General features: G+C 63.0%; 29 protein-coding genes. 13 read left to right on the forward strand and 16 right to left on the reverse strand.

Annotated features, from left to right (window positions below):
• Positions 1-201: 201 nt before the first annotated feature.
• Both OIS50_RS14510 and OIS50_RS14515 read right to left on the reverse strand, forming a co-directional pair.
• Positions 202-1,278, reverse strand: a complete 1,077-nt coding sequence (locus OIS50_RS14510; RefSeq protein ID WP_264691354.1) for an NADH:flavin oxidoreductase/NADH oxidase — start codon at positions 1,276-1,278, stop codon at positions 202-204.
• Between the two features lie 71 nt (positions 1,279-1,349).
• Positions 1,350-1,781, reverse strand: coding sequence for a hypothetical protein (locus tag OIS50_RS14515; RefSeq protein ID WP_264691355.1), 432 nt, complete (start codon positions 1,779-1,781; stop codon positions 1,350-1,352).
• A 167-nt stretch (positions 1,782-1,948) separates the two neighbouring features.
• Here OIS50_RS14515 and OIS50_RS14520 point away from each other — a divergent pair, with 167 nt between their 5' ends.
• From OIS50_RS14520 to OIS50_RS14530, 3 genes are all read left to right on the forward strand, one after another.
• A complete protein-coding gene (locus OIS50_RS14520) occupies positions 1,949-2,803 on the forward strand; it encodes a pirin family protein (protein WP_264691356.1) in 855 nt (284 codons plus the stop codon).
• A gap of 278 nt (positions 2,804-3,081) precedes the next feature.
• Complete coding sequence (locus OIS50_RS14525; protein WP_264691357.1) at positions 3,082-4,899, forward strand: serine hydrolase domain-containing protein; 1,818 nt, start codon at positions 3,082-3,084, stop codon at positions 4,897-4,899.
• Between the two features lie 121 nt (positions 4,900-5,020).
• Positions 5,021-5,479 (forward strand): SUKH-3 domain-containing protein, encoded by a 459-nt coding sequence (locus tag OIS50_RS14530; RefSeq protein WP_264691358.1) that lies wholly within the window; start codon positions 5,021-5,023, stop codon positions 5,477-5,479.
• On the opposite strand, the gene OIS50_RS14535 is transcribed toward OIS50_RS14530, so the two are convergent.
• Positions 5,476-5,994, reverse strand: coding sequence for a GNAT family N-acetyltransferase (locus OIS50_RS14535; protein ID WP_264691359.1), 519 nt, complete (start codon positions 5,992-5,994; stop codon positions 5,476-5,478). The two genes, OIS50_RS14530 and OIS50_RS14535, sit on opposite strands and share 4 nt — an antisense overlap.
• A gap of 58 nt (positions 5,995-6,052) precedes the next feature.
• Positions 6,053-7,300, reverse strand: coding sequence for a TCR/Tet family MFS transporter (locus OIS50_RS14540; protein ID WP_264691360.1), 1,248 nt, complete (start codon positions 7,298-7,300; stop codon positions 6,053-6,055).
• Between the two features lie 198 nt (positions 7,301-7,498).
• Here OIS50_RS14540 and OIS50_RS14545 point away from each other — a divergent pair, with 198 nt between their 5' ends.
• Complete coding sequence (locus OIS50_RS14545) at positions 7,499-7,861, forward strand: VOC family protein (RefSeq protein WP_264691361.1); 363 nt, start codon at positions 7,499-7,501, stop codon at positions 7,859-7,861.
• 191 nt (positions 7,862-8,052) lie between these two features.
• A complete protein-coding gene (locus OIS50_RS14550; protein ID WP_264691362.1) occupies positions 8,053-8,823 on the forward strand; it encodes an Hsp20/alpha crystallin family protein in 771 nt (256 codons plus the stop codon).
• A gap of 63 nt (positions 8,824-8,886) precedes the next feature.
• Here OIS50_RS14550 and OIS50_RS14555 read toward each other — a convergent pair whose 3' ends face one another.
• Complete coding sequence (locus OIS50_RS14555) at positions 8,887-9,588, reverse strand: alpha/beta hydrolase (protein ID WP_264691363.1); 702 nt, start codon at positions 9,586-9,588, stop codon at positions 8,887-8,889.
• Positions 9,589-9,781: 193 nt separating this feature from the next.
• Between OIS50_RS14555 and OIS50_RS14560 the strand changes: the two genes are divergently transcribed.
• Positions 9,782-10,165, forward strand: a complete 384-nt coding sequence (locus OIS50_RS14560; protein ID WP_264691364.1) for an Hsp20/alpha crystallin family protein — start codon at positions 9,782-9,784, stop codon at positions 10,163-10,165.
• A 452-nt stretch (positions 10,166-10,617) separates the two neighbouring features.
• Here the strand turns inward: OIS50_RS14560 and OIS50_RS14565 are convergent, their stop codons facing one another.
• Complete coding sequence (locus OIS50_RS14565) at positions 10,618-10,947, reverse strand: hypothetical protein (RefSeq protein WP_264691365.1); 330 nt, start codon at positions 10,945-10,947, stop codon at positions 10,618-10,620.
• Between the two features lie 111 nt (positions 10,948-11,058).
• On the opposite strand from OIS50_RS14565, the gene OIS50_RS14570 reads away from it, so the two are divergent.
• From OIS50_RS14570 to OIS50_RS14580, 3 genes are all read left to right on the forward strand, one after another.
• Positions 11,059-11,931, forward strand: coding sequence for a glycoside hydrolase family 25 protein (locus tag OIS50_RS14570; RefSeq protein WP_264691366.1), 873 nt, complete (start codon positions 11,059-11,061; stop codon positions 11,929-11,931).
• Positions 11,932-12,051: 120 nt separating this feature from the next.
• The gene (locus tag OIS50_RS14575) at positions 12,052-12,441 is read left to right on the forward strand and encodes a septal ring lytic transglycosylase RlpA family protein (RefSeq protein ID WP_264691367.1); all 390 of its coding nucleotides are present in this window, start codon (positions 12,052-12,054) and stop codon (positions 12,439-12,441) included.
• Between the two features lie 24 nt (positions 12,442-12,465).
• A complete protein-coding gene (locus OIS50_RS14580; protein ID WP_264691368.1) occupies positions 12,466-12,663 on the forward strand; it encodes a hypothetical protein in 198 nt (65 codons plus the stop codon).
• Between the two features lie 88 nt (positions 12,664-12,751).
• Here OIS50_RS14580 and OIS50_RS14585 read toward each other — a convergent pair whose 3' ends face one another.
• A complete protein-coding gene (locus OIS50_RS14585) occupies positions 12,752-13,174 on the reverse strand; it encodes a DUF6799 domain-containing protein (protein WP_264691369.1) in 423 nt (140 codons plus the stop codon).
• A 246-nt stretch (positions 13,175-13,420) separates the two neighbouring features.
• Between OIS50_RS14585 and OIS50_RS14590 the strand changes: the two genes are divergently transcribed.
• Together OIS50_RS14590 and OIS50_RS14595 are read left to right on the forward strand one after the other, a co-directional pair.
• On the forward strand, positions 13,421-14,383 hold the full coding sequence (locus OIS50_RS14590; RefSeq protein ID WP_264691370.1) for a J domain-containing protein: 963 nt from the start codon (positions 13,421-13,423) through the stop codon (positions 14,381-14,383).
• Positions 14,384-14,398: 15 nt separating this feature from the next.
• Complete coding sequence (locus OIS50_RS14595) at positions 14,399-14,728, forward strand: chaperone modulator CbpM (RefSeq protein ID WP_264691371.1); 330 nt, start codon at positions 14,399-14,401, stop codon at positions 14,726-14,728.
• Positions 14,729-14,876: 148 nt separating this feature from the next.
• Here the strand turns inward: OIS50_RS14595 and OIS50_RS14600 are convergent, their stop codons facing one another.
• From OIS50_RS14600 to OIS50_RS14625, 6 genes are all read right to left on the reverse strand, one after another.
• Positions 14,877-15,611, reverse strand: a complete 735-nt coding sequence (locus tag OIS50_RS14600; RefSeq protein WP_264691372.1) for a ZIP family metal transporter — start codon at positions 15,609-15,611, stop codon at positions 14,877-14,879.
• Positions 15,612-15,646: 35 nt separating this feature from the next.
• A complete protein-coding gene (locus OIS50_RS14605) occupies positions 15,647-16,396 on the reverse strand; it encodes a class I SAM-dependent methyltransferase (RefSeq protein WP_264691373.1) in 750 nt (249 codons plus the stop codon).
• A 148-nt stretch (positions 16,397-16,544) separates the two neighbouring features.
• Complete coding sequence (locus tag OIS50_RS14610) at positions 16,545-16,940, reverse strand: hypothetical protein (protein WP_264691374.1); 396 nt, start codon at positions 16,938-16,940, stop codon at positions 16,545-16,547.
• Between the two features lie 50 nt (positions 16,941-16,990).
• Positions 16,991-17,635, reverse strand: a complete 645-nt coding sequence (locus OIS50_RS14615; protein WP_264691375.1) for a hypothetical protein — start codon at positions 17,633-17,635, stop codon at positions 16,991-16,993.
• Between the two features lie 99 nt (positions 17,636-17,734).
• Positions 17,735-18,595, reverse strand: a complete 861-nt coding sequence (nadC, locus tag OIS50_RS14620; protein ID WP_264691376.1) for a carboxylating nicotinate-nucleotide diphosphorylase — start codon at positions 18,593-18,595, stop codon at positions 17,735-17,737.
• Positions 18,596-18,689: 94 nt separating this feature from the next.
• Entirely contained in the window at positions 18,690-19,088 is a 399-nt protein-coding gene (locus OIS50_RS14625; RefSeq protein ID WP_264691377.1) for a DUF4783 domain-containing protein, read from the reverse strand.
• A gap of 142 nt (positions 19,089-19,230) precedes the next feature.
• Between OIS50_RS14625 and gpmI the strand changes: the two genes are divergently transcribed.
• Positions 19,231-20,775: a 2,3-bisphosphoglycerate-independent phosphoglycerate mutase gene (gpmI, locus tag OIS50_RS14630; protein ID WP_264691378.1), complete on the forward strand. Its 1,545-nt coding sequence runs from the start codon at positions 19,231-19,233 to the stop codon at positions 20,773-20,775.
• Positions 20,768-21,352 carry a hypothetical protein gene (locus OIS50_RS14635; RefSeq protein ID WP_264691379.1) on the forward strand — a complete coding sequence of 195 codons (585 nt, stop codon included), beginning with the start codon at positions 20,768-20,770 and terminating at the stop codon, positions 21,350-21,352. The genes gpmI and OIS50_RS14635 overlap by 8 nt, the downstream gene beginning before the upstream one ends.
• Positions 21,353-21,381: 29 nt before the next feature.
• On the opposite strand, the gene OIS50_RS14640 is transcribed toward OIS50_RS14635, so the two are convergent.
• The 3 genes from OIS50_RS14640 to OIS50_RS14650 form a co-directional block, all read right to left on the reverse strand.
• Positions 21,382-21,945, reverse strand: a complete 564-nt coding sequence (locus OIS50_RS14640; protein ID WP_264691380.1) for a hypothetical protein — start codon at positions 21,943-21,945, stop codon at positions 21,382-21,384.
• A 50-nt stretch (positions 21,946-21,995) separates the two neighbouring features.
• Complete coding sequence (locus tag OIS50_RS14645; RefSeq protein WP_264691381.1) at positions 21,996-22,421, reverse strand: secondary thiamine-phosphate synthase enzyme YjbQ; 426 nt, start codon at positions 22,419-22,421, stop codon at positions 21,996-21,998.
• A gap of 120 nt (positions 22,422-22,541) precedes the next feature.
• Positions 22,542-24,050 (reverse strand): hypothetical protein, encoded by a 1,509-nt coding sequence (locus OIS50_RS14650; protein WP_264691382.1) that lies wholly within the window; start codon positions 24,048-24,050, stop codon positions 22,542-22,544.
• Between the last annotated feature and the right edge of the window lie 47 nt (positions 24,051-24,097).

Consider the following 24,097-nt stretch of genomic DNA (forward strand, 5'->3'; position numbering starts at 1 on the left):
TCTTATCACGGCCGAACAACTACTTCAGTTCGTTGTCATGTCGAGCTTGCCGAGACATCTCGCCGGATAGTAATTTCTATCTGACATCGGCACGCGAGATGTCGCGACAAGCTCGACATGACGTTCTTTTACTCAGGTCGTTCGGGCGTGATGAGGTCCTTCCTGCGTCAGGATAACAGGGAAAACAACGGCACTTGCGGCCTACCGCCGGCGCGGTTTGGCGCGCAGGTACTGCGCCGGCCACTCCACCTCGGCGCCCAGCTCTTCGGCGGCGTGCAGCGGGAAATACGGGTCGCGCAACAGCTCGCGACCCAGCAGCACCAGATCGGCCTGGCCGCTGGCTACAATCTGCTCGGCCTCGGCGGCGGTGGTAATCAGGCCCACGGCACCGGTGGCAATACCGGCCTCGCGCCGGATGCGCTCGGCAAACGGCACCTGGTAGTTCGGCCCAACGGGAATAGCGGCCGTGGGCACGTTGCCACCCGTGGAGCAGTCAATCAAATCGACGCCTTTGGTTTTGAGCACCTGCGCCAGGGCCACCGAGTCGTCGGCCGTCCAGCCGCCCTCGGTCCAGTCGGTAGCCGAAATGCGCACGAGCAGCGGGTACTCGTCGGGCAGCAGCTGGCGGGTGTCTTCGGCCACTTCTACCAACAGCCGAATGCGGTTTTCGAACGAGCCGCCGTAGGCATCGGTGCGCTGGTTGCTCAGCGGCGACAAAAACTCGTGGAACAAGTAGCCGTGCGCGGCGTGCAGCTCAATCACCCGGAAGCCCGCATCGAGGGCCCGCAACGTAGCGGCCCGAAAATCGGCCTTTACCTGCTCGATGCCGCCTAGGTCGAGCGCAAGGGGCGCGGGCTCCTCGGGGCCGAAGGGCACGGCGCTGGGCGCTACCGTGGGCCAGCCGCCCTGGCCGGGGGGCACCACCGCGCCGCCTTTCCAGGGGCTGCTGTGGCTGGCTTTGCGCCCGGCGTGGGCCAGCTGAATGCCGGGCAAGGCGCCTTGGGCCTCCATAAAGGCGGTAAGGCGCTGCAGGCCGGGCACGTGCTCGTCCTGCCAAATGCCCAGGTCGTCGGGGGTGATGCGGCCCTCAGGCGATACGGCCGTAGCCTCGATGATGATGAGGCCGGCCCCGCCCACGGCGCGGCTGCCCAGGTGCACCAGGTGCCAGTCGTTGCTGAAGCCGTCGAGGCTGCTGTACTGGCACATCGGCGACACGGCAATTCTATTCTTCAGGGTTAGGCCGCGCAGCGTAAGCGGCGAAAACAAGGCTACCGTCATAGCAAAACCATCGGGGAAAGCGGGTACAGGCAGCTTAAACCGCCGCGCCCGCCCGTTGGTTGCGGGCGGCCCTAGGTGCGCGGCTGGGGCTGGCAGCCAAGCAGCCAGGCCACGGCATCGGCCTCGTCGGTAAAGCGGTCGGCCAGGTAGGGTTTATCGTCGAAAAAGCTGGCGGGCGGAAAGTTTTCGCCCGAGGCGGCGTCGCGCAGGTGCAGCGGCGCCACCAGGTAGGCCAGAAACGAGCGTTGCCCGCCCAGCCGCAGCGGCAGCTGCGGGGTAAACGTGTCGAGCATCCAGTGCATTGCCTCTTTATCGGTATCGATGCGCCGGCGGGCGTCGAGCAGCCAGTAGGGGCATTGGTGCACAGCGGCCAGCTCGAGCATATCGAGGTAGCCCTGCTTGAGCTCGGGCAGGCTGGCCTGGCGCAGCCAGCGGCCCACCACCAGGTGCAAATCGGGGCGGTAGGCAAGGTCCAGGAAACTGCTCGTAGTGGGCGAAGTCATAGCAAGAGATGAGCGGCAGATGGGCGGCAAAGGTAGGCAGCATCCCCCGATGCCCGCGCGCCCCCAGCCCCCACCGAAAACCCGGACGGCCCGCCGGTTGTACTACCACTTTGCTGCTCCCGGGCGGCGGCTCGCCCTAGGTTGCCCTCACCCCTATTTGCTTAGCCATGCGCTCCATCAAACAACAGCACCGCGCCCAAAGCGCCCCCATCGACGACCTGATAACGTACCGGGCGCTGCCCACGCAATCCGTCGAGCACCTCGATCCGTTTTTGTTTCTGAACCACCACGGGCCGCAAACCTACCCGCCCAACAACCGCGGCTTGCCCTTTGGCCCGCACCCGCACCGCGGCTTCGAAACGGTAACGTTTATTCTGGAGGGCGACATCATGCACAAGGACACCGGCGGGCACGAAAGCGTGATCAACGCGGGCGGTATTCAGTGGATGACGGCCGGCTCGGGGCTGATTCACGCCGAGGTGTCGTCGGAGGCGTTTAAGCGCCAGGGCGGCCCGCTCGAAATTCTGCAGCTGTGGGTAAATCTCCCGGCCAAGCACAAGATGACGGCGCCGCGCTACATCGGCCTGCAAGCCCCCGATATTCCGCAGGTTACTCTTGGCGAAGGCCGCGTTACGCTGCACGCCGTATCGGGCGAGTGGGCCGGCACCGCGGGCGCCGTGCAGCCGCTGGCGCCCGTTGCCCTGGCCTGGGCCGTGCTGCGCGCCGGGGGCAAGCTCAACCTCCCGATTCCGGCCGAGCACACGATTTTCTTTTACACGGTGCGCGGCAAGCTGCGCGTGAACTGCCACGAAACCGAAGCGCTGCGCCTGCTGGAGTTCAACCACGACGGCGACGAGCTGCAGCTCGAAGCGCTTACCGATGCGGTGGTGCTGCTCGGCCACGCCCAGCCTTTCAACGAGCCCATTGTAGCCTACGGCCCCTTTGTGATGAACACGCCGCAGGAAATTGAGCAGGCCTACCACGATTACCAGGCGGGCAAGTTTGGCCGCTGGCGCGGCTAAGCCCTAGGTGCTGCCGGGGCTGCGCAGCCCCGGCAGCACCTAGGGATAACCCTACCGCCACCACTACGCGCCACCGGCGGCAACCACATCTTTTCCCGAAGCTCAACTATATGGAATCCAATATTATATAGCACCAATAAGATGCTTTAAAACTTACAATTTTATCCTTTAAAGCTATTACCACAATCCCGGAATTATATAATAAACTTGTTAAACGGCTCATTACCTGAACAGAAGCCGCCAATAAGTTTGTAAAACGTTTACTCGGAGCGGGATTAGTGAAGAAGTGGCTTACGGTGCTGCTGGGGCTTTGGTCGCTGGCGGCGGTGGCGCAAACAGGGGTTTCGGAACCGGAGTTGGCGCAGTGCGATGCGGCGGTGCAGCACTTTATGCAACGCTGGAAAATACCAGGTGCCACGGTGGCCATCAGCCGCCACGGCAAGCTGGTATACTCCCGCGGCTTCGGCCACGCCAACCTGGAGCGTACCGAATTAATGCAACCCTCGCACTTGCTGCGGGTGGCCAGCGTATCGAAGCCGGTAACGGCCGTGGCCATCATGAAACTGGTGGAAGACGGGCAGCTGCAGCTCTCGCACAAAGCGTTTGGCCCCGAGGGCTACCTCAACACGCCTTATTATACCGGCGTAATCGAGGACGCGCGCATCTACGACATCACGGTGCAGCAGCTGCTCGAGCACACCGCCGGCTGGAACCGCAACGCCGGCGTCGACGGCTTCAGCAGCTCCGACCCCATCGACTTTCCGCTGCACGTGGCCGCGGCCATGCTGGTGCCCAACCCCGTGCCCGACTCCACGCTGGTGCGCTACCTGTTGGGCAAGGGCCTCAACTTTACGCCCGGCAGCCGCTTTGCCTACTCCAACATCGGCTACCTCGTGCTGGGCAAAATCATCGAGCGCGTTACGGGCCAGCCCTACGAAGCCTGGGTGCGCCGCCACATCCTTGAGCCTACCGGCGTCAGCGAAGCCCACCTGGGGCGCAACCTGCTGGCCGATAAGCTGGAACGCGAAGCCGAGTACTTCAGCAAAGACACCCGCGAATCGTGCTACGGCACGGGCAAGCGCGTGCCCTACCCCTACGGCGGCTGGAACCTGGAAGCCATGAAAGCCCACGGCGGCTGGCTGTTTTCGGCGCGCGACTTGGTGCGGCTGGTGCTGGCCATTGATGGCTCGCCCACGCGCCCCGACCTGCTGCTGCCCGCCACCCTCGATACCATGACGACCTCGCACGAGCCCAACCGGCGCTACGCCAAAGGCTGGCTCGTGAACAAAGACCGCACTACCTGGTGGCACACCGGCTCGCTCGATGGCACGGCCAGTTGCGTGGTGCGCACGGCCTCGGGCTACACCTGGGCCATTCTGCTGAACAGCCGCTCCACCACCAACCGCTTCTGGAACGACCTGGAGGAGCTCGGCTGGGAGTGCATCAACGGCACCAACGCCTGGCCCAGCTACGATTTGTTTCCGCCGGAGCAGAACGCCAGCCAGCTGCGCGTGGCCAGCCTGAGCGCCAACACGGCCCGCCTTACCTGGAGCAAGGGCAACGGCAGCGGCCGCCTGCTGGTGCTGCAAGAAAAAAGCCCCGTACGCGAGCTGCCGCAGGATGGCACCAACTACGTAGCCGATGCCACGCTGGGCCGGGGCGCCATTCTGGGCCAGGGCTCGGTAGTGGCCGCCGGCCCCGATAGCGCCGTAACCGTACGGGGCCTGCAACCCGGCAAAACCTACTACGCGCGCCTGGTGGAGTACAACCAGAGCGAGGCCACCGGGCAGCACCCCGTGTACGCCCTGGAGGGCAACCCCGTGCTGGAGTTTACCACGCCGGCCGCGCCGTTGGTGGCCAAGAGCAACAAGGCCTCCAAAGCGCCCCTGGCCCGGGCAGCCAAGGCCCGCACCAAGCGCACCACTCAGGCCGCACGCCCCATGCCCAACCTGATGCAGACGGCCGATGCGGAGCGCACCCAAACGGGGCAATCCATGCCAGACTCGCCGGCCATCGAGCCGCAGTCGGCCTCGTACTGGATTCGCCTGCGCGAGATGAGCCGCGGCCTGCTGAAGTGGTTTGGGGCTTCGAGCTAGGCACCCGGCGGAGTGCCCACCCAATAATTTATTACGCAACTGGCGCCCCCGGATAGTTGCGTAATAAATTCTTCCGCTATATTAGCTATCTAGCTAAACCTCAAGGAGACGCAGAAACAGAATGACTAGCTTTTCGGATGAAGTCCTGCATCTGCTGCAAGAGGCAGGTTGGTACAGGGGCAGAAGCGTGGATACGCACCGTTACGCGGCCGCCATTCGGGCAAACAAGTTTCCGTGGCAAGAGCCTGCGCAGCGCTTTCTGAGCGAGTTTGGCGGCTTGCTGCTGCGCTTTCTGCGCTCCGACGGCAGCGTTACCACCCTGCATTTCAACGTGGCGCAGGCTTTGGCCAGCCACGCCAGCTCGCAGGTACTGAACGATTGCATGACGCGCCTAGGTGCGGGCGGCTTCACGGTGATTGGGCAGGCCTACGCCGAAGATCTGTTGTTGCTCATGGATGCGCAGGGCCGCGTGTACGGCGGTGGCTGCGACGACTGCCTGTACCTGATTGCCAACAGCGGCGCAGAAGCCATCGAAACCATTTGCCTCGATCTGGCTTTCGAGGTGGTGGCAGCGGCTTAGCCCGCTGTGGTACCTAGGCGCTTTTCGTAGCAGTAAAAGCGTAGGCCCGGCCGGAAAGCCAGCGTTATTTCGCCCGCAAACCGGTAGCCCAGCTTCGGGAACAGCCGCTGCGTGGCCTTGTTCTCCGAATTGGTATCGACGCGCAGGCTGCGCAGCCCCCACTCGGCGGCCAATTGCTCGGCCTGCAACAGCAAAGCAGCCGCAATGCCTTTGCCCTGCGCCTCCGGCGCCACGGCCAGGCGGTGCGTAACCACGGCCGGCTCGGCAGCATCCCAATCGGCCTGGGCGTACTCGGGGTCTTGGTCGGTGGTGAGAGCGGCCACGCCCGCTATTTGGCCGCTTAGCTCGGCCACCCACAGCTGTTCCCGCTCGATATCGGCCCGAAACACCGCCGCGTTGGGGTAATCGGCTTCCCACTGAAAATTACCCGCGGCCTGCATCAGCGGCACCACGCGGCGTACGATGTTCAGGATGGCCGGCAAATCGGCGGCGGTGGCGCGGCGTAGGTGCAGCATAACGCGGTTAGGTCGGGGTAAGCAGAGCGGCAAAGGTGGCGCAACGGTGCGGCCAAACCTACTGCGCCGGTACCTGCTCGGCGGGCACCGGCTGGGGCAGGTGGTGGCGCAACGAACGCCGGGCCAGCAATACGCTGATAACCGTGAGCACGGCCCCGGTCAGGAACGGCGCCCCCGGAAAGTAAACGGGCGCTTGGGGCCCGGTGAAGTAAGCAAACAGGTTGGTCATCAGGGGCGGGCCGATGATGGAGGTAACGCTTACCAGGCTGGTTAGGCCGCCCTGCAGCTCGCCTTGCTCGTTGGCGGGCACCTGCGACGAAATCAGCCCTTGCAGCGCCGGGCCGGCAATGCCACCCAGGCAATACGGCACCAGAAACACGAACATCATCCAGCCTTGGGTGGCAAACGCGAACAAGGCAAAGCCCACCGCGTACAGCGCCATACCCAGGTAAATGGCGCGTGCGGCGCCCAGACGGGGGTTGAGGTAGCGGATGAGCACGCCCTGCACCAAGGCCACCATCAGCCCCACGGCACCTAGGGAGTAGCCCACCCACGCCTTGTTCCAGCCGAACTTTTGCATGGTGTAGTACGACCACGTGCTTTGCGTGGCGTGGGCCGCGATGTAAATGAAAACCAACGAGCCCACCAGCCCCAGCACCACGGGGTAGCGCTGCAGCTGCCGCAACGAGCCGACAGGGTTGGCCCGCCGCAGCTCGAAAGGCCGGCGGTTTTCGGGCTTCAGCGACTCGGGCAGCACCAGGTAGCCGTAGAGCCAGTTGACAAAGGTGAGCCCCGCCGCGGCCAGAAAGGGCACCTGGGGCCCCAGCTCGCCCAGCACGCCGCCAATTACCGGCCCGATAATGAAGCCCAGACCGAAGGCCGCGCCCACCATCCCGAAATTTTGGGCCCGCTCCTCGGGCGGGCTTACATCGGCTATGTACGCGGTGGCGGTGGTCATGCTGGCGCCGGTAACGCCCGCAATCAGGCGCCCCACAAACAGCCACGTAATGCTCGGCGCAAACGCCAGCAGCAGGTAATCGAGCCCGAAACCGAAAAGCGAAATCAGCAGCACCGGCCGGCGCCCGTACTGGTCGGAGAGGTTGCCCAACACCGGCGAAAACAAGAACTGCATCACGGCAAAGGCAAATACCAGCCAGCCCCCGTACTGGGCGGCTTCGCTGATGCTGCCGCCCGTGAGCTGCCGAATCAGGTCGGGCAGTACCGGAATGATGATGCCGAAGCCGATAACATCGATGAGCAGGGTAACGAAAATGAAGCCCAGTGCGGCTTTGCGTTTATCGGCCATAGCGGAGGGGTGCGGCTGCAACTACGTGGGGCGCTCCGCGGCCATGTGCGCGGCCCTAGGTGGCCGGCGTGGCCTTGCAGCCCAGCAGCAACGGAGCAAACCATAAAAGTAAGCGGCGGCCGTGCGCCAAGCATGGGCTCAGGCTATTACTTTGGGGCGGTAGCCTACGGTTGGCTGCTCAAGCGCATTACTTACTTTATGATTCAGAGATTACGCACGGTGGTGTACCCCGTGGGCGACCTGGCCCGCGCCAAACAGTGGTACAGCCAGGTGCTGGGCCAGGAGCCTTATTTCGATGAGCCGTTTTACGTGGGCTACAACGTGGGCGGCTACGAGCTGGGCCTCGACCCCGACGGCCCCGCGGGCGGCCAGGGCGGGCCCGTGGCGTACTGGGGCGTGGCCGATGCCCACCAGGCTTACCAACGCCTGCTCGACCTAGGGGCCAGCCCGCACGAAGCGGTGCGCGACGTAGGCAGTGGCATTCTGCTCGGTACCGTGCAAGACCCCTCCGGTAACTTGTTCGGTATCATCCAGAACCCGCATTTCCAGCTGCCGGCGTAGCCTGCCCTGACGCCCCGGCAGCGTAGCACCGTCAGGTTGTACACTCGCCCTGACACCGTGGCACTATTTATCGTTTGGAAAGCACTTTGCCAGGAAACAAAACAGCCGCTCCGGTGGTACTCAAGCTGCCGAGCCCGTACCGCGCCGGAGTTTCATTGTTGTCATCCTTCCAACCCAAAACGCTAAGTACCATGGCTATTCAACGTTATTCCGACTCGTTCGGCGACATGATGCCGCAGAGCTTCTCGTCGATGCTGGACCGTTTCTTCAACGACTCGTTGAACACGCGCGGGCGCATGAACTCCTTTATGCCCCACGTGGATGCGTACGAAACCGAGCAGGGCTACGAAATCGAGGCATCGTTGCCGGGCCTGAAGCGCGAAGACATCAAGGTGGAGTTTCAGCAGGGCCGGCTGTCGATTTCGGGCGAGCGGCGCATGCAAAACGAACGCAATGACCGCCGCTACCACATGATGGAAAGCCAGTACGGCTCGTTTCAGCGCACTTTTCAGCTGCCCGATGTAGCCAACGGCCAAGGCATTGAGGCTACGTTCGAAGACGGGGTGCTGCACATTACCGTGCCCAAGGATCAGCAGAAAACCATGCGCCACCAGGTGGAGATACGCGGCCGCCAGCCGCAGCAAAACAACCTGCAAACCGGCCAGGTATCGGACCGCATGGGCCAGCAGGCCACCGACATTCCGGTAGAGGCCGGCAACGGCCATCAGCACGCCGGCCATGGCTTGCAGCAAGAGCAACCGGCCCGCTCGTACCAGGGCGCCACGGCCTCGGCCGGCACCGGGGCCAGCGGCGGCAGCGCCCAGCAGCCTACCATGGGTGGTCAGAGCAATGCCGGCGGCCCCGCTTCCTGGACGAACACCAGCGCCGCCTCGGATAGCTACGGCGACGGCCACCCCGACGACGGCGCCGGCTCGATGCGCGGCTCGGGCGTGGGCTCGTGATTTTGGATGTTTTTTAAATGCGAAGGGCGCTTTCTTCAGCGGAGAAAGCGCCCTTCGCATTGGCTAGGCAGTGGGGTTGGGCGTGGGGTCGTGCTCCACGGGCTGCCCATCGGCCGTAGGGCCTAGGGCGGCCAGCGTAATGGGGCCGGGCGTAACGAGGCGCAAGGTGGCGGGCAGGCCCACGTCGAGCAGGTCCTGCACCAGGCCGTCGCCGGCGGCTTCGGGAGTGTAGGTATCCACGGTGGTGGCTACCACGGTTACGGGCCGCTCGGGCAGGCTCACGAGGGTAGCGCGGCGGTCGAAATCGGGCGGAAATACGCCGGCGTATAAAATCAGGCGCTCGTAGTTGAGGCGGTTGCCGCTAAGCCAGCGGCAGGCCGCGGCCGCGCCTTGGCCATAGCCCAGCACGGTGCAGCTAACATCGGGCGGGCACTGCGCCAGGATGTGCTCGGCCAGGGCATCGAGGTAAGCCGTGAGGTCGGTAAGGTCGGGCAGCAGGTCGCCGGTGCCGGGGGCCAGCCACGCGGCGGCCATGTGCGGTACCTCGGCCAGGCTGTTGCCGGGCACCGTGTAGCGCGAGAGGCCCTCGGGCAGCACCAGCAGGCGCTCGGGCGTATCGATGGGAGCCAACTGCGCGGCTAAGTCGGCTACCGATTGGTCGGCATCGTGCAGGCAAAACCACACGCTCCGGATGTTTGGCCCCGGTTCGCCCAACAGCGCGTAGCGGGCGGTGCGGGTGGTGGCAAAATCATGAAGAGGCAACATAACACGGGGTGCTTTGGTGGGCCTTTGCCTATACGCACACCTAGGGTTTTGGCTGCCAAGCTGGCGCACTGCCGGCCCGCTCGGGCTGCCAAAAACGGCCAATGTGGCAACCAGCTTATTCGGCATGCACACAATCAAGGTTGGTACACGGTTTGCCTATAACCCGCTGACAAACAGAAGGACGACTCATACCATGAAGCTCATAAGCCAACAATTCCTGCACAACATTGCTCCTCAGCTCGATCTGCTCAACACGCTCGGCGGTGGGGTAGTGCAAGCCCAGGCCAAGGTGCACAAGCGCGAGCAGGGCGTGGTTATCCAGGTGTCGGCTCCGAGCGTCGACCCCGAGACTTTTCACGTGGTGCTCAACGACCATACGCTAAGCGTTTTTGCCGAGTACCGCCACGCCCCCGACGATAAGCTGGCCGCTCCGTTGTTCGTGCAAACGTTCGACCTGCCCGATACGCTCGACGTAACCCGCATCGACGCGGTGCACCAGGACGGCGAGTTGCGCGTGCGCATTCCGTACGAAGGCCCCAACGGCCGCCACCGCGAAATCAACATCAAGCGGCGCTAAGCCCTGCCTGCCGCGCTCTTCATTGCTCCATATAACGTCGGGACCGACCGACACCCATGGTTTCACAGCCACTGCGGCTAGGCAGTGGCTTTTTTGTTTTTGGGGGTTTGGCGGTAAGGAGTCTTGTCTACGCCCGGTTAACGCCTGTCATCCTGAGGCGCGAGTCGAAGGAGCCTCTCACGCCCGCACGATTTTTCCTAGGTCGTGTCATGCCGAGCGCAGCCGAGGCATCTCGCGTGCGGACGCAGGATGCTAACCGCTCCCCTCTCCTTTTGGGGAGGGGTTGGAGGTGGGGACCTAGGCGCGTTGCCCAAGCGTGAGCAGGTCCTTCGCTTGCGCTCAGGATGACGGTGGCTATCCAGTTTCTATCGAACGTCAGCACGCGAGATGTCTCAACAAGCTCGACATGACGTTCAGGCGAAGTCGACTACCAACGAACAAACACTGCCGTCCTACCCGAACAGCGGCCAAAGCAGGAAAAACATGGTTACGAGCGAAAGCAGAAACCAGCGCATGATTTGGCCGCGGTGCTGGCGGGGCAGCATGTTGCTGAGCACCAGCAGGGCTACAATCATCAGGGTGAGGTGCAGCAGCAAAAAGGCGGTGGTTTTTACCCAGTTGCGCACAATGGTGTTTTCGGGCTGAAACTGGTTGCTTTCGCCCAGCCCCGACACCACCCAGCTGATGAGGAAATACGCCAGCACCTCGAAGGCCACAAAGCCCGCTAAACCAACAAGAAAGGATTTGGAGCCAGCAGATTGCGGTTGTACGTCGGTAGCCATAGCAGCAAGATAGCAGCCGCAGGCCAATGCTTACCCAGGGCAGTTGCCGCGCCCGCAGGGCACGAGTTACGCCGTGGTTGGCGTTATCTTCGCTCTTAGCACCGTTTGCCCATGCCCCGTACCCGACGCCCTGTGCCCGTTTCGCCCCGACGCCGCCCGGCGCCTAAGCGCCGCGCGTGGCTACCGGCCGTGCTGTGGGCGTTGGTAGTGTTGCTGCTGGGCACGGGCGCTTTTTACTGGCACTACCGCCGCCAGATACACCGCTACGCCCGCCGGGCCTGGGCCACTTTTACGGCCGAGCAGCTTACGGGCCGCGAAAAAACGCCGTTGCTTTCGGGCTACTCCGTGCACGGCATCGATGTGTCGTCGTACCAGGGGCGCATCGACTGGGACGAGGTTTCGCGCCACAACGTGCGGTTTGCCTTCATCAAAGCCACCGAAGGCGTCAGCCTGCGCGACCGGCGCTTCCAGCGAAACTGGAGCGGCGCGGGCAAGGCCAGCATTGTGCGCGGCGCCTACCACTACTTTCAGCCCAACTACGACGGCACCGACCAGGCCAACCTGTTTGTGGGCACCGTGCCCCTGGGCCCCGGCGACCTGCCGCCCGTGCTCGATGTAGAGCACCCCGAGTTTCATGACGTGGCCGTGATGCGCCGCAACGTGGCCACTTGGCTGCGGTTGGTGGAGCGGCACTACGGCGTGCGGCCCATTCTTTACTCCAACTACAGTTTTTACAAGCGCTACCTGGCCGGGCATTTCGACAAGTACCCGCTGTGGCTGGCGCACTACGAGGTGGAGCGCCCCGCGCTGCCCCGCAACAAATGGATTATCTGGCAGCACTCCGACGAGGCCTACGTGCCCGGCATCCGCGGCGCCGTCGATTTCAACGTGTACCAAGGCAGCTACGAGCAACTGCTTTCGATGCGCATTCCGGAAGCCGGGGGCAGCCCAGCGGCCAGGCCAATTGGCCCACCCGCGCCCTAGGTGCCTGGCCGCCCGGGGGCATCGGGCTCCTAGGGCGCAGGTGGCTTTTGCCCACGCAGCGCACCACAATGCCACGAATAGGGCTAATTTAGGCTCTGGTTGAGCTTGTGTTTGTTGCTTATGGTATCTGCTTTCTTCCGCTTACTCTTGTGCCTTGGCCTGGGGGCCAGCCTGCTGGCGGGCTGCGCCGGCAGCAAGGCCTACACCGAAACCGGCAAGGCCTCGTACTACGCCGATAAATTCAACGGCCGCAAAACGGCCAGCGGTGTGCCCTACCGCCCCGGCAAACGCACGGCTGCGCACAAAACCCTGCCCTTTGGCACGGTGGTGCGCGTTACCAACCAGCAAAACGGCCGCTCCGTGAAGGTAACCATCAACGACCGGGGCCCGCACGTAAAAGGCCGCGTGATTGATCTTTCGAAGAAAGCCGCCCGTAAAATCGGGGTCGATAAGGCCGGGGTGGCGCCCGTGCAGGTGCGCGTGGTGCGCCAGGCCAGCGCCGCCCGCTAGCTTTCTACTTTCTCTTTCAGCCCTATGCGCATCCGTAAAAAAGTAAAATGGACCGTGCCGCCCGCCACCGCCGCGCGGTTTGTGGTGCTCAGCCAATTCATCAAAGCCGCCGAACAACAAGGCTGGACGGAGCAGGAAGTGCAATTTGTGATTGACGAGGTGGTGGAAGCCCGCGACGACACCGAGGCCCGCGAAATTCTGGCCGATTACACCTTTGCCTGAGCCCGCGGCCCTCGGTGCCCCCGAACGCACAAGCGCCCGCAGCAGCTGCTGCGGGCGCTTGTGCGTTCGGGCGAGTAGCAAGTGCGGGTTAGCCCTTGCGCTTCGATTTTACTTTGGCTTTTCCGGATTGGCCCGACTTCACGGCCTGGATCAGGCTGTCCTGCTCGGCCTTCATGCGCGCGGTGGTGATGCGGCCGCTCAGCGACATGTAATCGCCTTCCTGCAGTTGCGAGGTGTTGCCATCGGCCATTACCACTACCCCATCGGCCTGCACCTTGGTGCCGTTGGGGAAGCTCATGATGTTAGGCGCCGTCAGCTCGGAGGTATGGCCGTGCTGCGTTACCATCACTTTGCCTTGCTGCATCAGCACGCCGTCTTTCACGCCGGCGTTTTTCAGTACGGGTCGTTGCGGCGGAGTGGCCGGTTTGCGCGGTGCCGGGCGGGTTTGCGCCTCTGCCGACAGCGTTAGGGTTAGAGCACCTAGGGTCAGGAGCGAGAAGAGAACTTTCATGTGTGGGGTAGGAATGCGGAGAGATGGTTGAAGTTAGCCATTGGCACGTTACCATGCTACTGCTGCCTGCGCAATGCCTCGCCCGGAACGTGGTGGTAGCCAGCGGCAATAAATGGGCCAGCTTGGCGGCGCCCAACCCCACGAAAAAGCAACCCAAACGGCTTTGCCTCCGAATTATGAATTCTGACGGCTGCTAGCGTCTTTGGTAGTCGATAAGCACCTAGCCCACGCGCAGCCCCGCGGCCCATGGAATACAAGGACTACTACCAGATTTTGGGCGTTGAGAAGAACGCGACCAAAGACCAGATCAAGAAGGCGTACCGCAAGCTGGCGCGCCAGTACCACCCCGACGTAAACCCCAACGACGCCGAGGCCGAACGCAAGTTTAAGGAGGTAAACGAGGCCAACGAAGTACTCAGCGACGACGAAAAACGCCGGAAATACGACCAGTTGGGCGCCGACTGGCAGCGCTACCAGCAGGCGGGCGGCCGCGGGGGCTTTGGCGGGCAAGGCGGCTTCGATTGGTCGCAGTACACCAACCAAGGCGGTGGGTTTGGCGGCTTCGGAGGCGGCGGCAGTGCCCACGATTTTGCCGACGCCGGCGACTTTTCCGACTTCTTCAGCTCCTTTTTTGGAGGCATGGGCGGCCACGGCCACGCTCGCACCACACGCCCGGCGGCTGGCCACGATTTGCAGGCCGAAATGGAGATTACGCTCGAAGAGGCATACCACGGCGGCCCGCGCACAGTGGTGGTTGGCGAGCGTAAGCTGCGCATCAACATCAAGCCGGGCGTAGAGGATGGCCAAACCATTCGGCTGCGCGACCAAGGTGCGCCCGGCCGCAACGGCGGGCCCAATGGCTCCTTGCTTATCACCTTCCGCATTCAGCCCGATGCGCGCTACGTGCGCACCGGCCACGACCTGACCATGGACGTGCCCGTTAGCCTCTACAAAGCCCTGCTCGGCGGCGAGCAAGTGGTAGAAACCCTGGGTGGCCCCGTGAGGGTGAAGATCAAGCCCGAAACGGCCAACGGCACCCGCCTGCGCCTGCGGGGCAAGGGCTTTCCGGTGTACGGCCACGCCGGCCAGCACGGCGACTTGTACCTGCGCCTGCAAGTGCAGTTGCCCCAGCACCTCACGGCGCAGGAGCGCGAGCTGTTTCAGCAGCTAGCCCAGTTCCGCGGCGAAGAGGTAAGCCAACCCTCCTAACCCAGCCCCTCAGCCATGAGCACGCACTATATCACCCTCTCCTTCCGCGACTGCGCCACTACTTATGGCCTGCCCGAAGCGGCACTGCAGGACCTGGCCGACCTAGGCTGGCTGCGCCTGCACCCACAACCTGCCGCCGAGCCACTGATCGAGGACGACGCCGAGCACCTGGCCCGTATTGCGCGCCTGCACCACGAGCTGCACCTGCCGCCCGAAGGCATCGACCTGATCCTGAATATGCGCCAGCGCATGCTGCAGCTGCAGTACGAGTTGCGTCGCCAAACCGCCCGCGCGGCGCAGCTCGAGGCCTGGGTGCGCCGCCACCCCGCCACCGACGCCGATTAATTTTGGGAGTTAAAGAGTTTCGAGTTGGCGAGTTAATGAGTTCTGACATAGTAGAGAAAACCTAGGAGCTACCAAAACTCCCCAAACTCTACCCTCATCAACTTATAAACTTCATACCTCATAAACTCCTACCCTCACTAACTAGCCCTCAGTGGCTGTTTACCAGCAACGCCAGCGCCGCACCTAGGAGCGTGGCCAGCAGCTTGCGCACGTTAATCTTGTGCTCGGGGCTTACCTCGAACAGAATGGTGGTGGATACGTGCAGGAAGTTGCCGCTTACCAAGCCCAGCAGTGCCGGGTACCAGCCGCCCGGCTGCACCGGGTTCAGGCCGCTGTAGTGGCTCCAGAGCACACCTAGGGGCGCGGCAGCCGCAAATAACATCAGCCAAGGTAAGGCCCGGCCAAAGCTGCCCAGGCGCGTTACCAACACTGCCATCAGGGCAAAAGCTGCCGGAATGTGGTGCAGCGCCACGCCGGCCAGCACGGCATAAAAGCCGCCGGGCACCTCGGTGTGCGGCTGCCGCACCAAAATGCTGCCCTCCAGAAAGGCGTGCAGCGTAAGCGAGCTGAGCAGCAGCCAGGGCACGCCGGCGTGGGCATGCTCGGCGTGCACGTGCTGGTGGCCGTGCTCCACGCCCTGCGAAAACAGCTCGAGCACCAACTGGCCAAAAAAGCCGGCCAGCAAAAAGTACCCCACGCGGTGCGCCGAACCATCGAGGGCAATGGCCTCGGGCAGCAGGTGCGTAAGCGTGAGCGTAACCAGGTAAGCACCGCTGAATGCCAGCAACGGACGAAGCCAGGTAGTGTGGCTGGTGGGCACAAAGCGCGTAAGCCAGCCGGCGCCAAGCACCGTTCCGAACAGCAGCACAAGAGCTACGAGCATGGCGGAGAAGCTGCAGTACCGCGCGCGGGGCGCGGTTACTTTTTAAGAATGAAGATCATGCGAGGACTCTCGGCCTCGATGTAAGGGTTCAGGTTGTAGTCGCCCAGCACCTCGCCCAGCCGCAGGCCCGCGAGGTAGAAGTACTCCCTGAAACGGTCGATGGTAAGGGCCCGCACGCGCTCCTGAAAGTGCTGCTCCCGGCCCTCGGCATCGGTAAACCGGATGTCCTTAACGATGAAGTCACGGTCGAGGTGACGATCGATACGGAACAGCGTGTTCTCTACCTGCTTCTGCTCGTGGGCCACCAGCTCGCGCACGGTGCGCTCGGTGTTCATGAAATCGATAACGAGCTTGCCGCCGAACTGCAGCGCATCGGCCGCGTTGCGCAGGGCCACCACGTTCTCGGCTTCCTCGTCGAAGTACCCAAAGCTGGTGAACAGGTTCAGGATAAAATCGAAGGGGCCTTCGGGCAAGGGCGCCCGCATATCGTGCACCAAGAAGTGGAGCCGCTCGTTCTCAAACTGCCGGGCGTGGTCGATGCTCTGCGGCGAAAGGTCGACGCCGGTAACGTCGTAGCCCTGCTGGTTTAAGTAAATAGCGTGGCGGCCCTTACCGCAGGCCAAATCGAGCAGGCGCTCCTTGGGCTTGGGGTGCAGGTGTATCAGCAGCTTATCCAGAAACTCACGGGCTTCGTCGTGGTTGCGGTGCTGGTACAGCAAATGGTAGTAGGGCGAATCAAACCAAGTGCTGAACCACTCGGCCGACTCGGCGTAGGATCGTGCCATAAAAAGGCAGAAAGCAATAAGCGGAGTAAGCGGGTGGGCCGCTTCGGTGGCTAGCTAGCATGCACCGGCGCCCCGGCGCAGCCACTGGCGGGCATGCCAGTGCTGCGCCGGGGCGCTCTAGCAAACAAATGGGGGCGTGGGCCGAAGCTTAGTTCTGCTTCTGTACGCCTTCCTTGTTGTTCAGGTCGTGCTGGGTGGCGCTGGGGCCTTTGGTAGCCGCGGGGCCTTCTTTGCTGCCTTCGGCCTGGGTGGCGTCGGGCGTCATGGCCTGGTCGGCGGTGGGCTTGTCGGGCAGGCCACGGGCCGGGTCCAGGGTTTGTTCTACTTCCATTTGCGAGCTAACCGGCTTCTCGATAGCGCCGCCTTTGTGCTGGCTCGGCGCGTCGGTAGCCAGGTCGAAGTCGTACGACTCGCGGGCTCCGGGAGGCACCATGTCAACCGATACTTTTTTGTCGGCGCGCCAGTCCGAAGGTTCGCTGCTGCACGAAGCCAGACCCAGCAGAGCTACAACGGCCAGGCCCAAAATGCTTTTGTTGGAGGTCATAAGGAGAGAATGCGGAAGAAATCAAATGCGAAATACGGAGAAATCGGCCATTAGGCCGCCTTCGGGGCGTTGGTAGTTGCGCCGGCGTCGGCGGGCAGCAGGTTTTTGCGGCGCAGCAGGTTCTCAAACATCTGCTGATCCTTGCCCGAGTTGAAGATGCGCGTGGGGATGTGCAGAAATACCGGCACCCACATCAGCTTGGCCAGCCACAGCCGCCAGCCCGAAATCTGGTCGGCTACATCGGGCTGCTTCAGGTACAGCACGTAGGCGTCCTTGTCGCGGCGCACCGATTCGATGGTTTCCCAGTTCATGCCGCGCGGCGGATCTTTCTCGTTGCTGCGCATGGCAATGTAGCGCGGGTCGAACTCGTAGCTTACGCGGTCGAACAACACCTTGCTCTGCTCCATCTGGGTTACGCCGGTTACCTGCGCCGAGCGTACCAGCACGTAAAGCACCGCTACCAGCACGGCCGCCGCTACCCACCACCACGAAAAGCTGAACGCGGCCGGCAGCAGCAGTACTACCAGCGGAATAACAGCCTGCCACCAGTCGCGCTTCCACACCTGGGTAAGCGCCATGCGGGTGAAGGTGTTCTTATCGAGTTGATGTTTTTTGGTGCGGACGGCGAGCGGCGAAGGCTGCTGTTGCTGCTGAACGAATTGCCGGCCGCCGCCACGCGGAATGGGAGGTTGCATTATGTAAGTTGTCGGTTATCAGTTGTCAGTTGTCAGGTCGTTGTTAGGAAAAGCGGTGTTGAACCACTGACAACTAACAACTCGCAACTGACAACCCAATCAAATTGCTTTCAGGCTGAGGTCCAGGCTTTTTACGGAATGCGTAAGCGCCCCGACTGAAATAAAATCGACGCCGGTTTCGGCCACGGCCCGGATGGTGTGCTCCGTGATGCCGCCCGAGGCTTCGGTAGGGAAACGCCCGCCCACCAGCGCCACGGCTTCGCGCAGCGTATCGGGCTTCATGTTGTCGAGCATGATGCGCTCGATGCCGCCTACTTCGAGCACCTGCTGCACTTCCTCCAGGGTGCGGGTCTCTACCACAATGGGCAGCTCCCGACCTAGGGTTTTCAGGTAGGCGTGGGTGGCCTCAATAGCCTGCCGGATGCCGCCGGCGTAGTCAACGTGGTTGTCCTTCAGGATAATCATGTCGAACAAGCCGTAGCGGTGGTTTACGCCGCCACCAATCAGCACGGCCCATTTCTCGCAGATGCGGAAGTTGGGCGTGGTTTTGCGCGTGTCGAGCAGGCGGGCTTTGGTGCCGGCCAGCAGGCTGTTGAGGTAGGCCGTGTGGGTGGCAATGCCGCTCATGCGCTGCATGCAGTTGAGCACCAGGCGCTCGGCCGTGAGGATGCTGCGCGCCGGGCCTTCCACCGTCAGGGCCACGTCGCCGTGCTTCACGCGGCTGCCGTCGGGCAGTTGCACCTGCACGGTAAGCGCGGGGTTTACCTCCCGAAAGATAATCTGAGCCAGCTCAACCCCGGCCAGCACCCCCTCGTCCTTCACCAGCAGGCGGGCCTGCTTGCGGGCCCCGGCGGGCACTCCGGCCAGCGACGAATGGTCGCCGTCGCCGACATCTTCGGCCAGGGCCGCCTGAATAAAAGAGCGTAAGGCTTCGGGCGTGAGGTAAGGAGCGTTTTGCACGGCGCAAAAATAGCAAAAGGCCCCGACTTAAAGCCGGGACCTGCTATTGTACTCAGACCGCAAAAGAGGAGGGAAAAGTAGCGGTCTAGGCCATCTATTCGTGGGTAAAATCGATGGTGTCGATCTGCTGGCTACCCTGCGCCGGTTTCATCTTGATGAAAACGCGGTAGCTGCCACTCTTGCCGGCGTATTTGCCGATTGCATATTGAATGCCTTCGTTTGAGGCGCCCTGGTGCACTAGCTCAAACGTGGCGGGCGAGTTTTTGGCGAAGAAATCCTTCAGCACAAACTCGGCTTGCGTAGCACTGTAGCTCTGCTTGTCGCCGTCGAAGCCCAACTCCACCGTACCCCCAAAGTACTGGGATATGGCGCGGGAAGAGCCGTTGCGAATGGCCGAGCGTACCGCCCCGAACGTATCGCCCTGGGCGTTGACGGCCGGCGTGGCCAAAGCCAGGCACAACAGCGTCAGAACTCGGAAAAACAATCGTTTCATGTAGTAAGCTGGGTTGCAGCGGCGATTGTGCCAAAACTGTGCCAAGGTAGGCAGGTATACAAGAAGCGACAAATAGGCGGCAACTGCCCCAAAATAGTGAACCGGTGCCGTTTGCCACTTGCCTTCCCGCTATCTTTGCCCCATGAATAAACCGGTACTGTTGGTAATCCTTGATGGGTGGGGTTTAGGCACCAATCCGGCCGTGTCGGCTATTGCCGCGGCCAACACACCCTTCGTGGATTCGCTTTTTCAGCGCTTCCCGCACAGCCGCCTGCAAGCTTCGGGCGAGGCGGTAGGCTTGCCCGAAGGACAGATGGGCAACTCCGAAGTGGGCCACATGAACCTAGGCGCGGGCCGCGTGGTGTACCAGGATCTGGTGCGCATCAACAAGGCCATCCGCGAGCGGAAACTGGGCTCGATGCCGGCCTTGCAGCAGGCCTTTGAGTACCTGCGCCAGCACCCCGATAAAAACCTGCACCTGATGGGCCTGCTCTCCGATGGCGGCGTGCACTCGCACATCGAGCACCTGAAGGCCCTGTGCACCCTCGCCCACGACGAGGACGTGCACCGCGTGTTTATTCATGCCTTTACCGACGGGCGCGACACCGACCCCAAGAGCGGCGTACGCTACGTAAACGACCTGGAGGAGCACCTGCAGCACGGCGCCAGCGGCAAAATCGCCTCGATTGTGGGCCGCTACTACGCCATGGACCGCGACAACCGCTGGGAGCGGGTGCAGGTAGCCTACGATTTGCTCGTAAACGGCAAAGGCCAGCGTTGCACCAACCTCATCGGGGCCATGCTCGACTCGTACCGGGCCGGCGTTACCGACGAGTTTCTGAAGCCCTTGGTGAAGATCGGGGCCGACGAGCAGCCGCTGGCTACCATGCAGCAGGGCGACGTGGTGATCTGCTTTAACTTCCGGACCGACCGCGGCCGCGAAATCACGCAGGCCCTCACGCAGCAGGATTTCCACGCCTTCAACATGCACCGGCTGAACCTGCACTACCTCACGATGACGAACTACGACGCCACGTTCGTAGGGGTGCAGCCCATCTTCGATAAGGACAACCTGAATCACACCCTAGGTGAGGTGCTGGCCGCCAACGGCCGCAGCCAGATCCGGATTGCCGAAACCGAGAAATACCCGCACGTTACGTTCTTCTTCTCGGGGGGCCGCGAGGCCGAGTTTGCCGGCGAAAAGCGCATTCTGCGCGCTTCGCCCAAAGTAGCCACCTACGACCTGCAGCCCGAGATGAGCGCCTATGAGCTACGCGACGCGCTGGTGCCGGAGCTGCGCGCCCGCACCGCCGACTTTGTGGTGCTGAACTTTGCCAACCCCGACATGGTGGGCCACACCGGCGTGTTTGAGGCGGCCGTACGCGCCTGCGAAACCGTGGACCAATGCACCCACGACGTGGTAACGGCCGCCCTGGAAAGCGGCTACGCCAGCATCATCATTGCCGACCACGGCAACGCCGACATGATGATTAACCCCGACGGCACCCCCAACACGGCGCACACCACCAACCTGGTGCCGTGCATTTTGGCCGACCCCGACTACCTAGGCACCCTGGCCGATGGCAAGCTGGGCGACATTGCGCCTACCGTGCTGCAGATACTGGGCTTGCCGCAGCCCGCCGAAATGACCGGCGAATCCCTGCTGCGCCCTCAGGCACATGCGTAACCACCTAGGGCTGCTACAAAAAGCGGCGCTGCTCCTGCTCGGATGCAGCGCCGCCTGCTCTTCCGACCCCTCGGAGCGGCCGGCCCGGCAACCCGCCGGCTACTTCGACGTGGTGGGCCTGCTCGATGCCCAGGTAAAGCAGCTACAAGCGAAAAGCCCCGCTTTGCAAAAGCGCGTGGTACTGCGCAACGGTAAGCCCGAAACAACCCGCCTGGCTTCGCCCAACTGGGCCAACGAGCTGCAGCTGTTCTACCAGGCCGACATCAACAAACCCGCCCTGCGCGGCGCCTACCAGGAGTCTAGCACCGATTCGGCCGGGCTGACGCGCCGCACCTACCGCCGCCGCCCCGACGTGGACCACCCCGTAACGGAGCTAACCGTGCTGCAAGCCGGCCCGGTGTTGCGCGAGCTTACGGCCACCGTCAGCCAGGATAACCCGCTGTTTTTCTCGGGCAAGCAGTTTCGGATGCGCTTCGGGGCCGATGGCGGCCTGAGCAGCTACGAGGTGCGCGGGCAGCAAAAGCTGGTAGCTTTCGATACGACGCGCTACCAGGCCAGTGGGCAGGTGGTGCGGTAAGCTAAACTAGGCGACAGCACCGTCGTGGGCTAATCCAGATACGGCTCGATGCGCACTTTGCGCACTTGCCCGCTGCTCATGGAGGCCACCACGCGGTTCATCTGCATGTCGTCGGAGATGAGCAGACTGTCGCAGCCGCCGCCCTGGCGCCGGTAGCTGGCGCCCACGCGGCTGCGCACGGCTTGCCCGTAAGGCGTGGTAAACGACACCAAGGTGGCACTGCTCAGCAAATCCTTTTCGGGGGTGCGGTAAAACACCCAACGGTTGCCACCCTGCTGCACCGTAACGAGCGTATCGGTTTGCGCGGGCACGTGGGCGTTTTTCACGGCTTTGCGGCTGGTGATGCGCCCGCCGCTGCGCACGATGTCGGCGGCGGTAAGCTCGGTGCCGAAGGGGTCGTTGGCGGCCGCGGCATCGGTGATGGAGCACACGCGCTTGGTGCGGACCACGGCAGGCTTAGCCGCAACGGCCTGGGCGCGCGGCTTCGGCACCGGGCGGCGGGGCGGCTCGGTGGTAGCAGTCTGCGGATCATCGCGGCAGGCAACCAGGATCATCAGACCTGTCAGGAGCGTACCGGGCACCAGGATATTCATGCGCAAAGGCTATTTGCAGCCCTATACGCAACTCGGCGCAAAACAACTACCTAGGCCACGCCCAACAGCGTAAGAACCAGCCAGCGGCGGCCGCCGTCGTTGCGATGCTCGCCCAGGTACACGCCCTGCCAGGTACCCAGGGCCAGCTCGCCGTTGGTTACCGGAATGCTCACGCTGCTGCCCAGCAGGGCGGCTTTCAGGTGGGCGGGCATGTCGTCGGGGCCCTCGAGGGTGTGCCGGAAGTACGGAGCGTTTTCGGGGGCCGCGCGGTTGAAAAACTGCTCGAAATCGTGGCGCACCGTGGGGTCGGCGTTTTCGTTGATGCAGAGGCTAGCCGAGGTATGCTGAATAAACACCTGCAGCGTGCCGATGCGCACCTGCTCCAGCTCGGGCAGCTCGGCCGTAATCAGATCGGTGATAAGGTGAAACCCGCGCCGCACGGCCGGCAGGCGCATTCGCTTCTGAACGCTGATCATGGGTTGGGATTAGGTACTGGGTATTGAGTAGTTCGTATTGAGACATCGTTCGAACATTCCTGCACGTGGTCTTACAGCTGACATCTGTGTACTCAATACCCAGTACCAACTGCTAAAGAATCACGGGTTGGCGCGCTCGTAGGCGCCGGGGTCGGGGGTGGTGGCGCTGCGCCCTAGGTTGCGCAGATCGGTGGCAAGCTGGGGCAGCGGCACGGCGCGGTTGCTGGCCGGCGAGAGGGTATCGAGGCGGTAGTCGAAACGCTCGGCGAAGGTTTCGGGCGTGCGCCGGAACTTGGGATTCACGTTCAGCAAGTTGCCGTTGCGGGCCAGGCCGGGCCGGCCGTTGGCATCGGTGGCGGCCGCGTAGGTTTTGGTGCGCAGCACGCTGTTGCTTATGGCCAGCTGCCCTAGGTACTTCTGGCTGTTCACGAACAGGAGCTCATCCTCAACCGAGCCCCACACGATGCTGTTTTGCAAGTTCAGCACGGGCAGCACGCTCAGCGTGGGTTCGCGCACGGGCAGCACGTCGGCCAGGGTAATGGAGGCCGTTTCGCGGCGGAACTGCGGCGTGAAGTTGGCAATGGTGCAGTACTGCACGTTGTAGGTGCCGCCCTGAAAACCACCTAGGGCGAACTCGCCGCAGTTGGTAAGCAGGGTGTTGCGCACGTCGAAGTCGCCGGAAAAGCTCAGGATGCCGCCGCCGTTGAAGCGCTGCCCGCCGCTGGCAAACGTGAGCCCCGCGCCCGAAATGTTGCGAATTACGCTGTGCTCGACGGTAACCTTGGGGAAGGGCTGCCGGGCCTCGGGGTTGAACACGAGCAGGCCAAACGAGGCGTTCTTGATTTCGCAGAAGCGCACCACGCTGTTGCGGCTGCTGCCGGCCTCGAACTGAATGCCCGCCCACTGGCCCGGGATGTCGTTGTAGAACGCTTCGAGCCGGTCGCCCTGAAAGCGCACGATGCGGCGGTCGTCGGGGCGCACCTCACCCGAGGGCTGCAGCGTGGGGTTCACGAGCAGCGTGCCGCGCACGATGATGCCCGTGCGGGCGTGGCAATACACGCGGGTGCCCTCCTCGAGGCGCAGGCTGCAGCCGGCCGGCACCACCACCCCGCCGTAGATAACGTGCGGTTTGTCGTTGCGCCACACGGTGTTGCAGGCCAGCGTTTCGTTGAAGTGGAAGTAGGCATTTTGCCCGTAGGCCACCAGCTGCACTTGCTGTTGGTTGCCGTTGGTACGGAACTCGATGCGGTCTTCCTGCAGAAAGGGCTTGTTCTGGGCCTGGTTGGTGGCCCCGAGCGTGGCCTTCACCAAAATCAGGAGGCTATCCTGGCCCCGGATGGTGAGGTTTTGAGCCACCGCGCCCGAGTCGCCGTTGATGACGAGCTTGTAGGGGTTGCCGTAGGGGCCGGCCAGCCGGATTTCATCCACCCGCACCGCCCGTTTGTTGCGGTTGTACACCCACAGGCGCTTGGCCACGGTGCGCGTTTGCACAAACACCGTATCGAAGGCCACGGTATCGGCCGAAAAGGTTAGCCGGGCGCTGCCGTCGGTAGTAATCAGCTCCTCTTTGGGTTCGCAGCCGGGCAACACGGCGGCAGCCAGCATGGCCAACAGAAGCAGAACGGGCAAAAGAAAGCGCACGGCAAAAGGCTAAGATGAGAAACGGCTGTTGGGCC

Source organism: Hymenobacter sp. YIM 151858-1 (assembly GCF_025979705.1).
In the GTDB taxonomy this organism is placed as follows: Bacteria; Bacteroidota; Bacteroidia; order Cytophagales; family Hymenobacteraceae; genus Solirubrum.

Coding starts and splice junctions, on each gene's coding strand:
- OIS50_RS14510 (WP_264691354.1), bottom strand. CDS start 1,278: ATGACGGTAGCCTTGTTTTCGCCGCTTACGCTGCGCGGCCTAACCCTG.
- OIS50_RS14515 (WP_264691355.1), bottom strand. CDS start 1,781: ATGACTTCGCCCACTACGAGCAGTTTCCTGGACCTTGCCTACCGCCCC.
- OIS50_RS14520 (WP_264691356.1), top strand. CDS start 1,949: ATGCGCTCCATCAAACAACAGCACCGCGCCCAAAGCGCCCCCATCGAC.
- OIS50_RS14530 (WP_264691358.1), top strand. CDS start 5,021: ATGACTAGCTTTTCGGATGAAGTCCTGCATCTGCTGCAAGAGGCAGGT.
- OIS50_RS14535 (WP_264691359.1), bottom strand. CDS start 5,994: ATGCTGCACCTACGCCGCGCCACCGCCGCCGATTTGCCGGCCATCCTG.
- OIS50_RS14540 (WP_264691360.1), bottom strand. CDS start 7,300: ATGGCCGATAAACGCAAAGCCGCACTGGGCTTCATTTTCGTTACCCTG.
- OIS50_RS14545 (WP_264691361.1), top strand. CDS start 7,499: ATGATTCAGAGATTACGCACGGTGGTGTACCCCGTGGGCGACCTGGCC.
- OIS50_RS14550 (WP_264691362.1), top strand. CDS start 8,053: ATGGCTATTCAACGTTATTCCGACTCGTTCGGCGACATGATGCCGCAG.
- OIS50_RS14555 (WP_264691363.1), bottom strand. CDS start 9,588: ATGTTGCCTCTTCATGATTTTGCCACCACCCGCACCGCCCGCTACGCG.
- OIS50_RS14560 (WP_264691364.1), top strand. CDS start 9,782: ATGAAGCTCATAAGCCAACAATTCCTGCACAACATTGCTCCTCAGCTC.
- OIS50_RS14565 (WP_264691365.1), bottom strand. CDS start 10,947: ATGGCTACCGACGTACAACCGCAATCTGCTGGCTCCAAATCCTTTCTT.
- OIS50_RS14570 (WP_264691366.1), top strand. CDS start 11,059: ATGCCCCGTACCCGACGCCCTGTGCCCGTTTCGCCCCGACGCCGCCCG.
- OIS50_RS14575 (WP_264691367.1), top strand. CDS start 12,052: ATGGTATCTGCTTTCTTCCGCTTACTCTTGTGCCTTGGCCTGGGGGCC.
- OIS50_RS14580 (WP_264691368.1), top strand. CDS start 12,466: ATGCGCATCCGTAAAAAAGTAAAATGGACCGTGCCGCCCGCCACCGCC.
- OIS50_RS14585 (WP_264691369.1), bottom strand. CDS start 13,174: ATGAAAGTTCTCTTCTCGCTCCTGACCCTAGGTGCTCTAACCCTAACG.
- OIS50_RS14590 (WP_264691370.1), top strand. CDS start 13,421: ATGGAATACAAGGACTACTACCAGATTTTGGGCGTTGAGAAGAACGCG.
- OIS50_RS14595 (WP_264691371.1), top strand. CDS start 14,399: ATGAGCACGCACTATATCACCCTCTCCTTCCGCGACTGCGCCACTACT.
- OIS50_RS14600 (WP_264691372.1), bottom strand. CDS start 15,611: ATGCTCGTAGCTCTTGTGCTGCTGTTCGGAACGGTGCTTGGCGCCGGC.
- OIS50_RS14605 (WP_264691373.1), bottom strand. CDS start 16,396: ATGGCACGATCCTACGCCGAGTCGGCCGAGTGGTTCAGCACTTGGTTT.
- OIS50_RS14610 (WP_264691374.1), bottom strand. CDS start 16,940: ATGACCTCCAACAAAAGCATTTTGGGCCTGGCCGTTGTAGCTCTGCTG.
- OIS50_RS14615 (WP_264691375.1), bottom strand. CDS start 17,635: ATGCAACCTCCCATTCCGCGTGGCGGCGGCCGGCAATTCGTTCAGCAG.
- OIS50_RS14625 (WP_264691377.1), bottom strand. CDS start 19,088: ATGAAACGATTGTTTTTCCGAGTTCTGACGCTGTTGTGCCTGGCTTTG.
- gpmI (WP_264691378.1), top strand. CDS start 19,231: ATGAATAAACCGGTACTGTTGGTAATCCTTGATGGGTGGGGTTTAGGC.
- OIS50_RS14635 (WP_264691379.1), top strand. CDS start 20,768: ATGCGTAACCACCTAGGGCTGCTACAAAAAGCGGCGCTGCTCCTGCTC.
- OIS50_RS14640 (WP_264691380.1), bottom strand. CDS start 21,945: ATGAATATCCTGGTGCCCGGTACGCTCCTGACAGGTCTGATGATCCTG.
- OIS50_RS14645 (WP_264691381.1), bottom strand. CDS start 22,421: ATGATCAGCGTTCAGAAGCGAATGCGCCTGCCGGCCGTGCGGCGCGGG.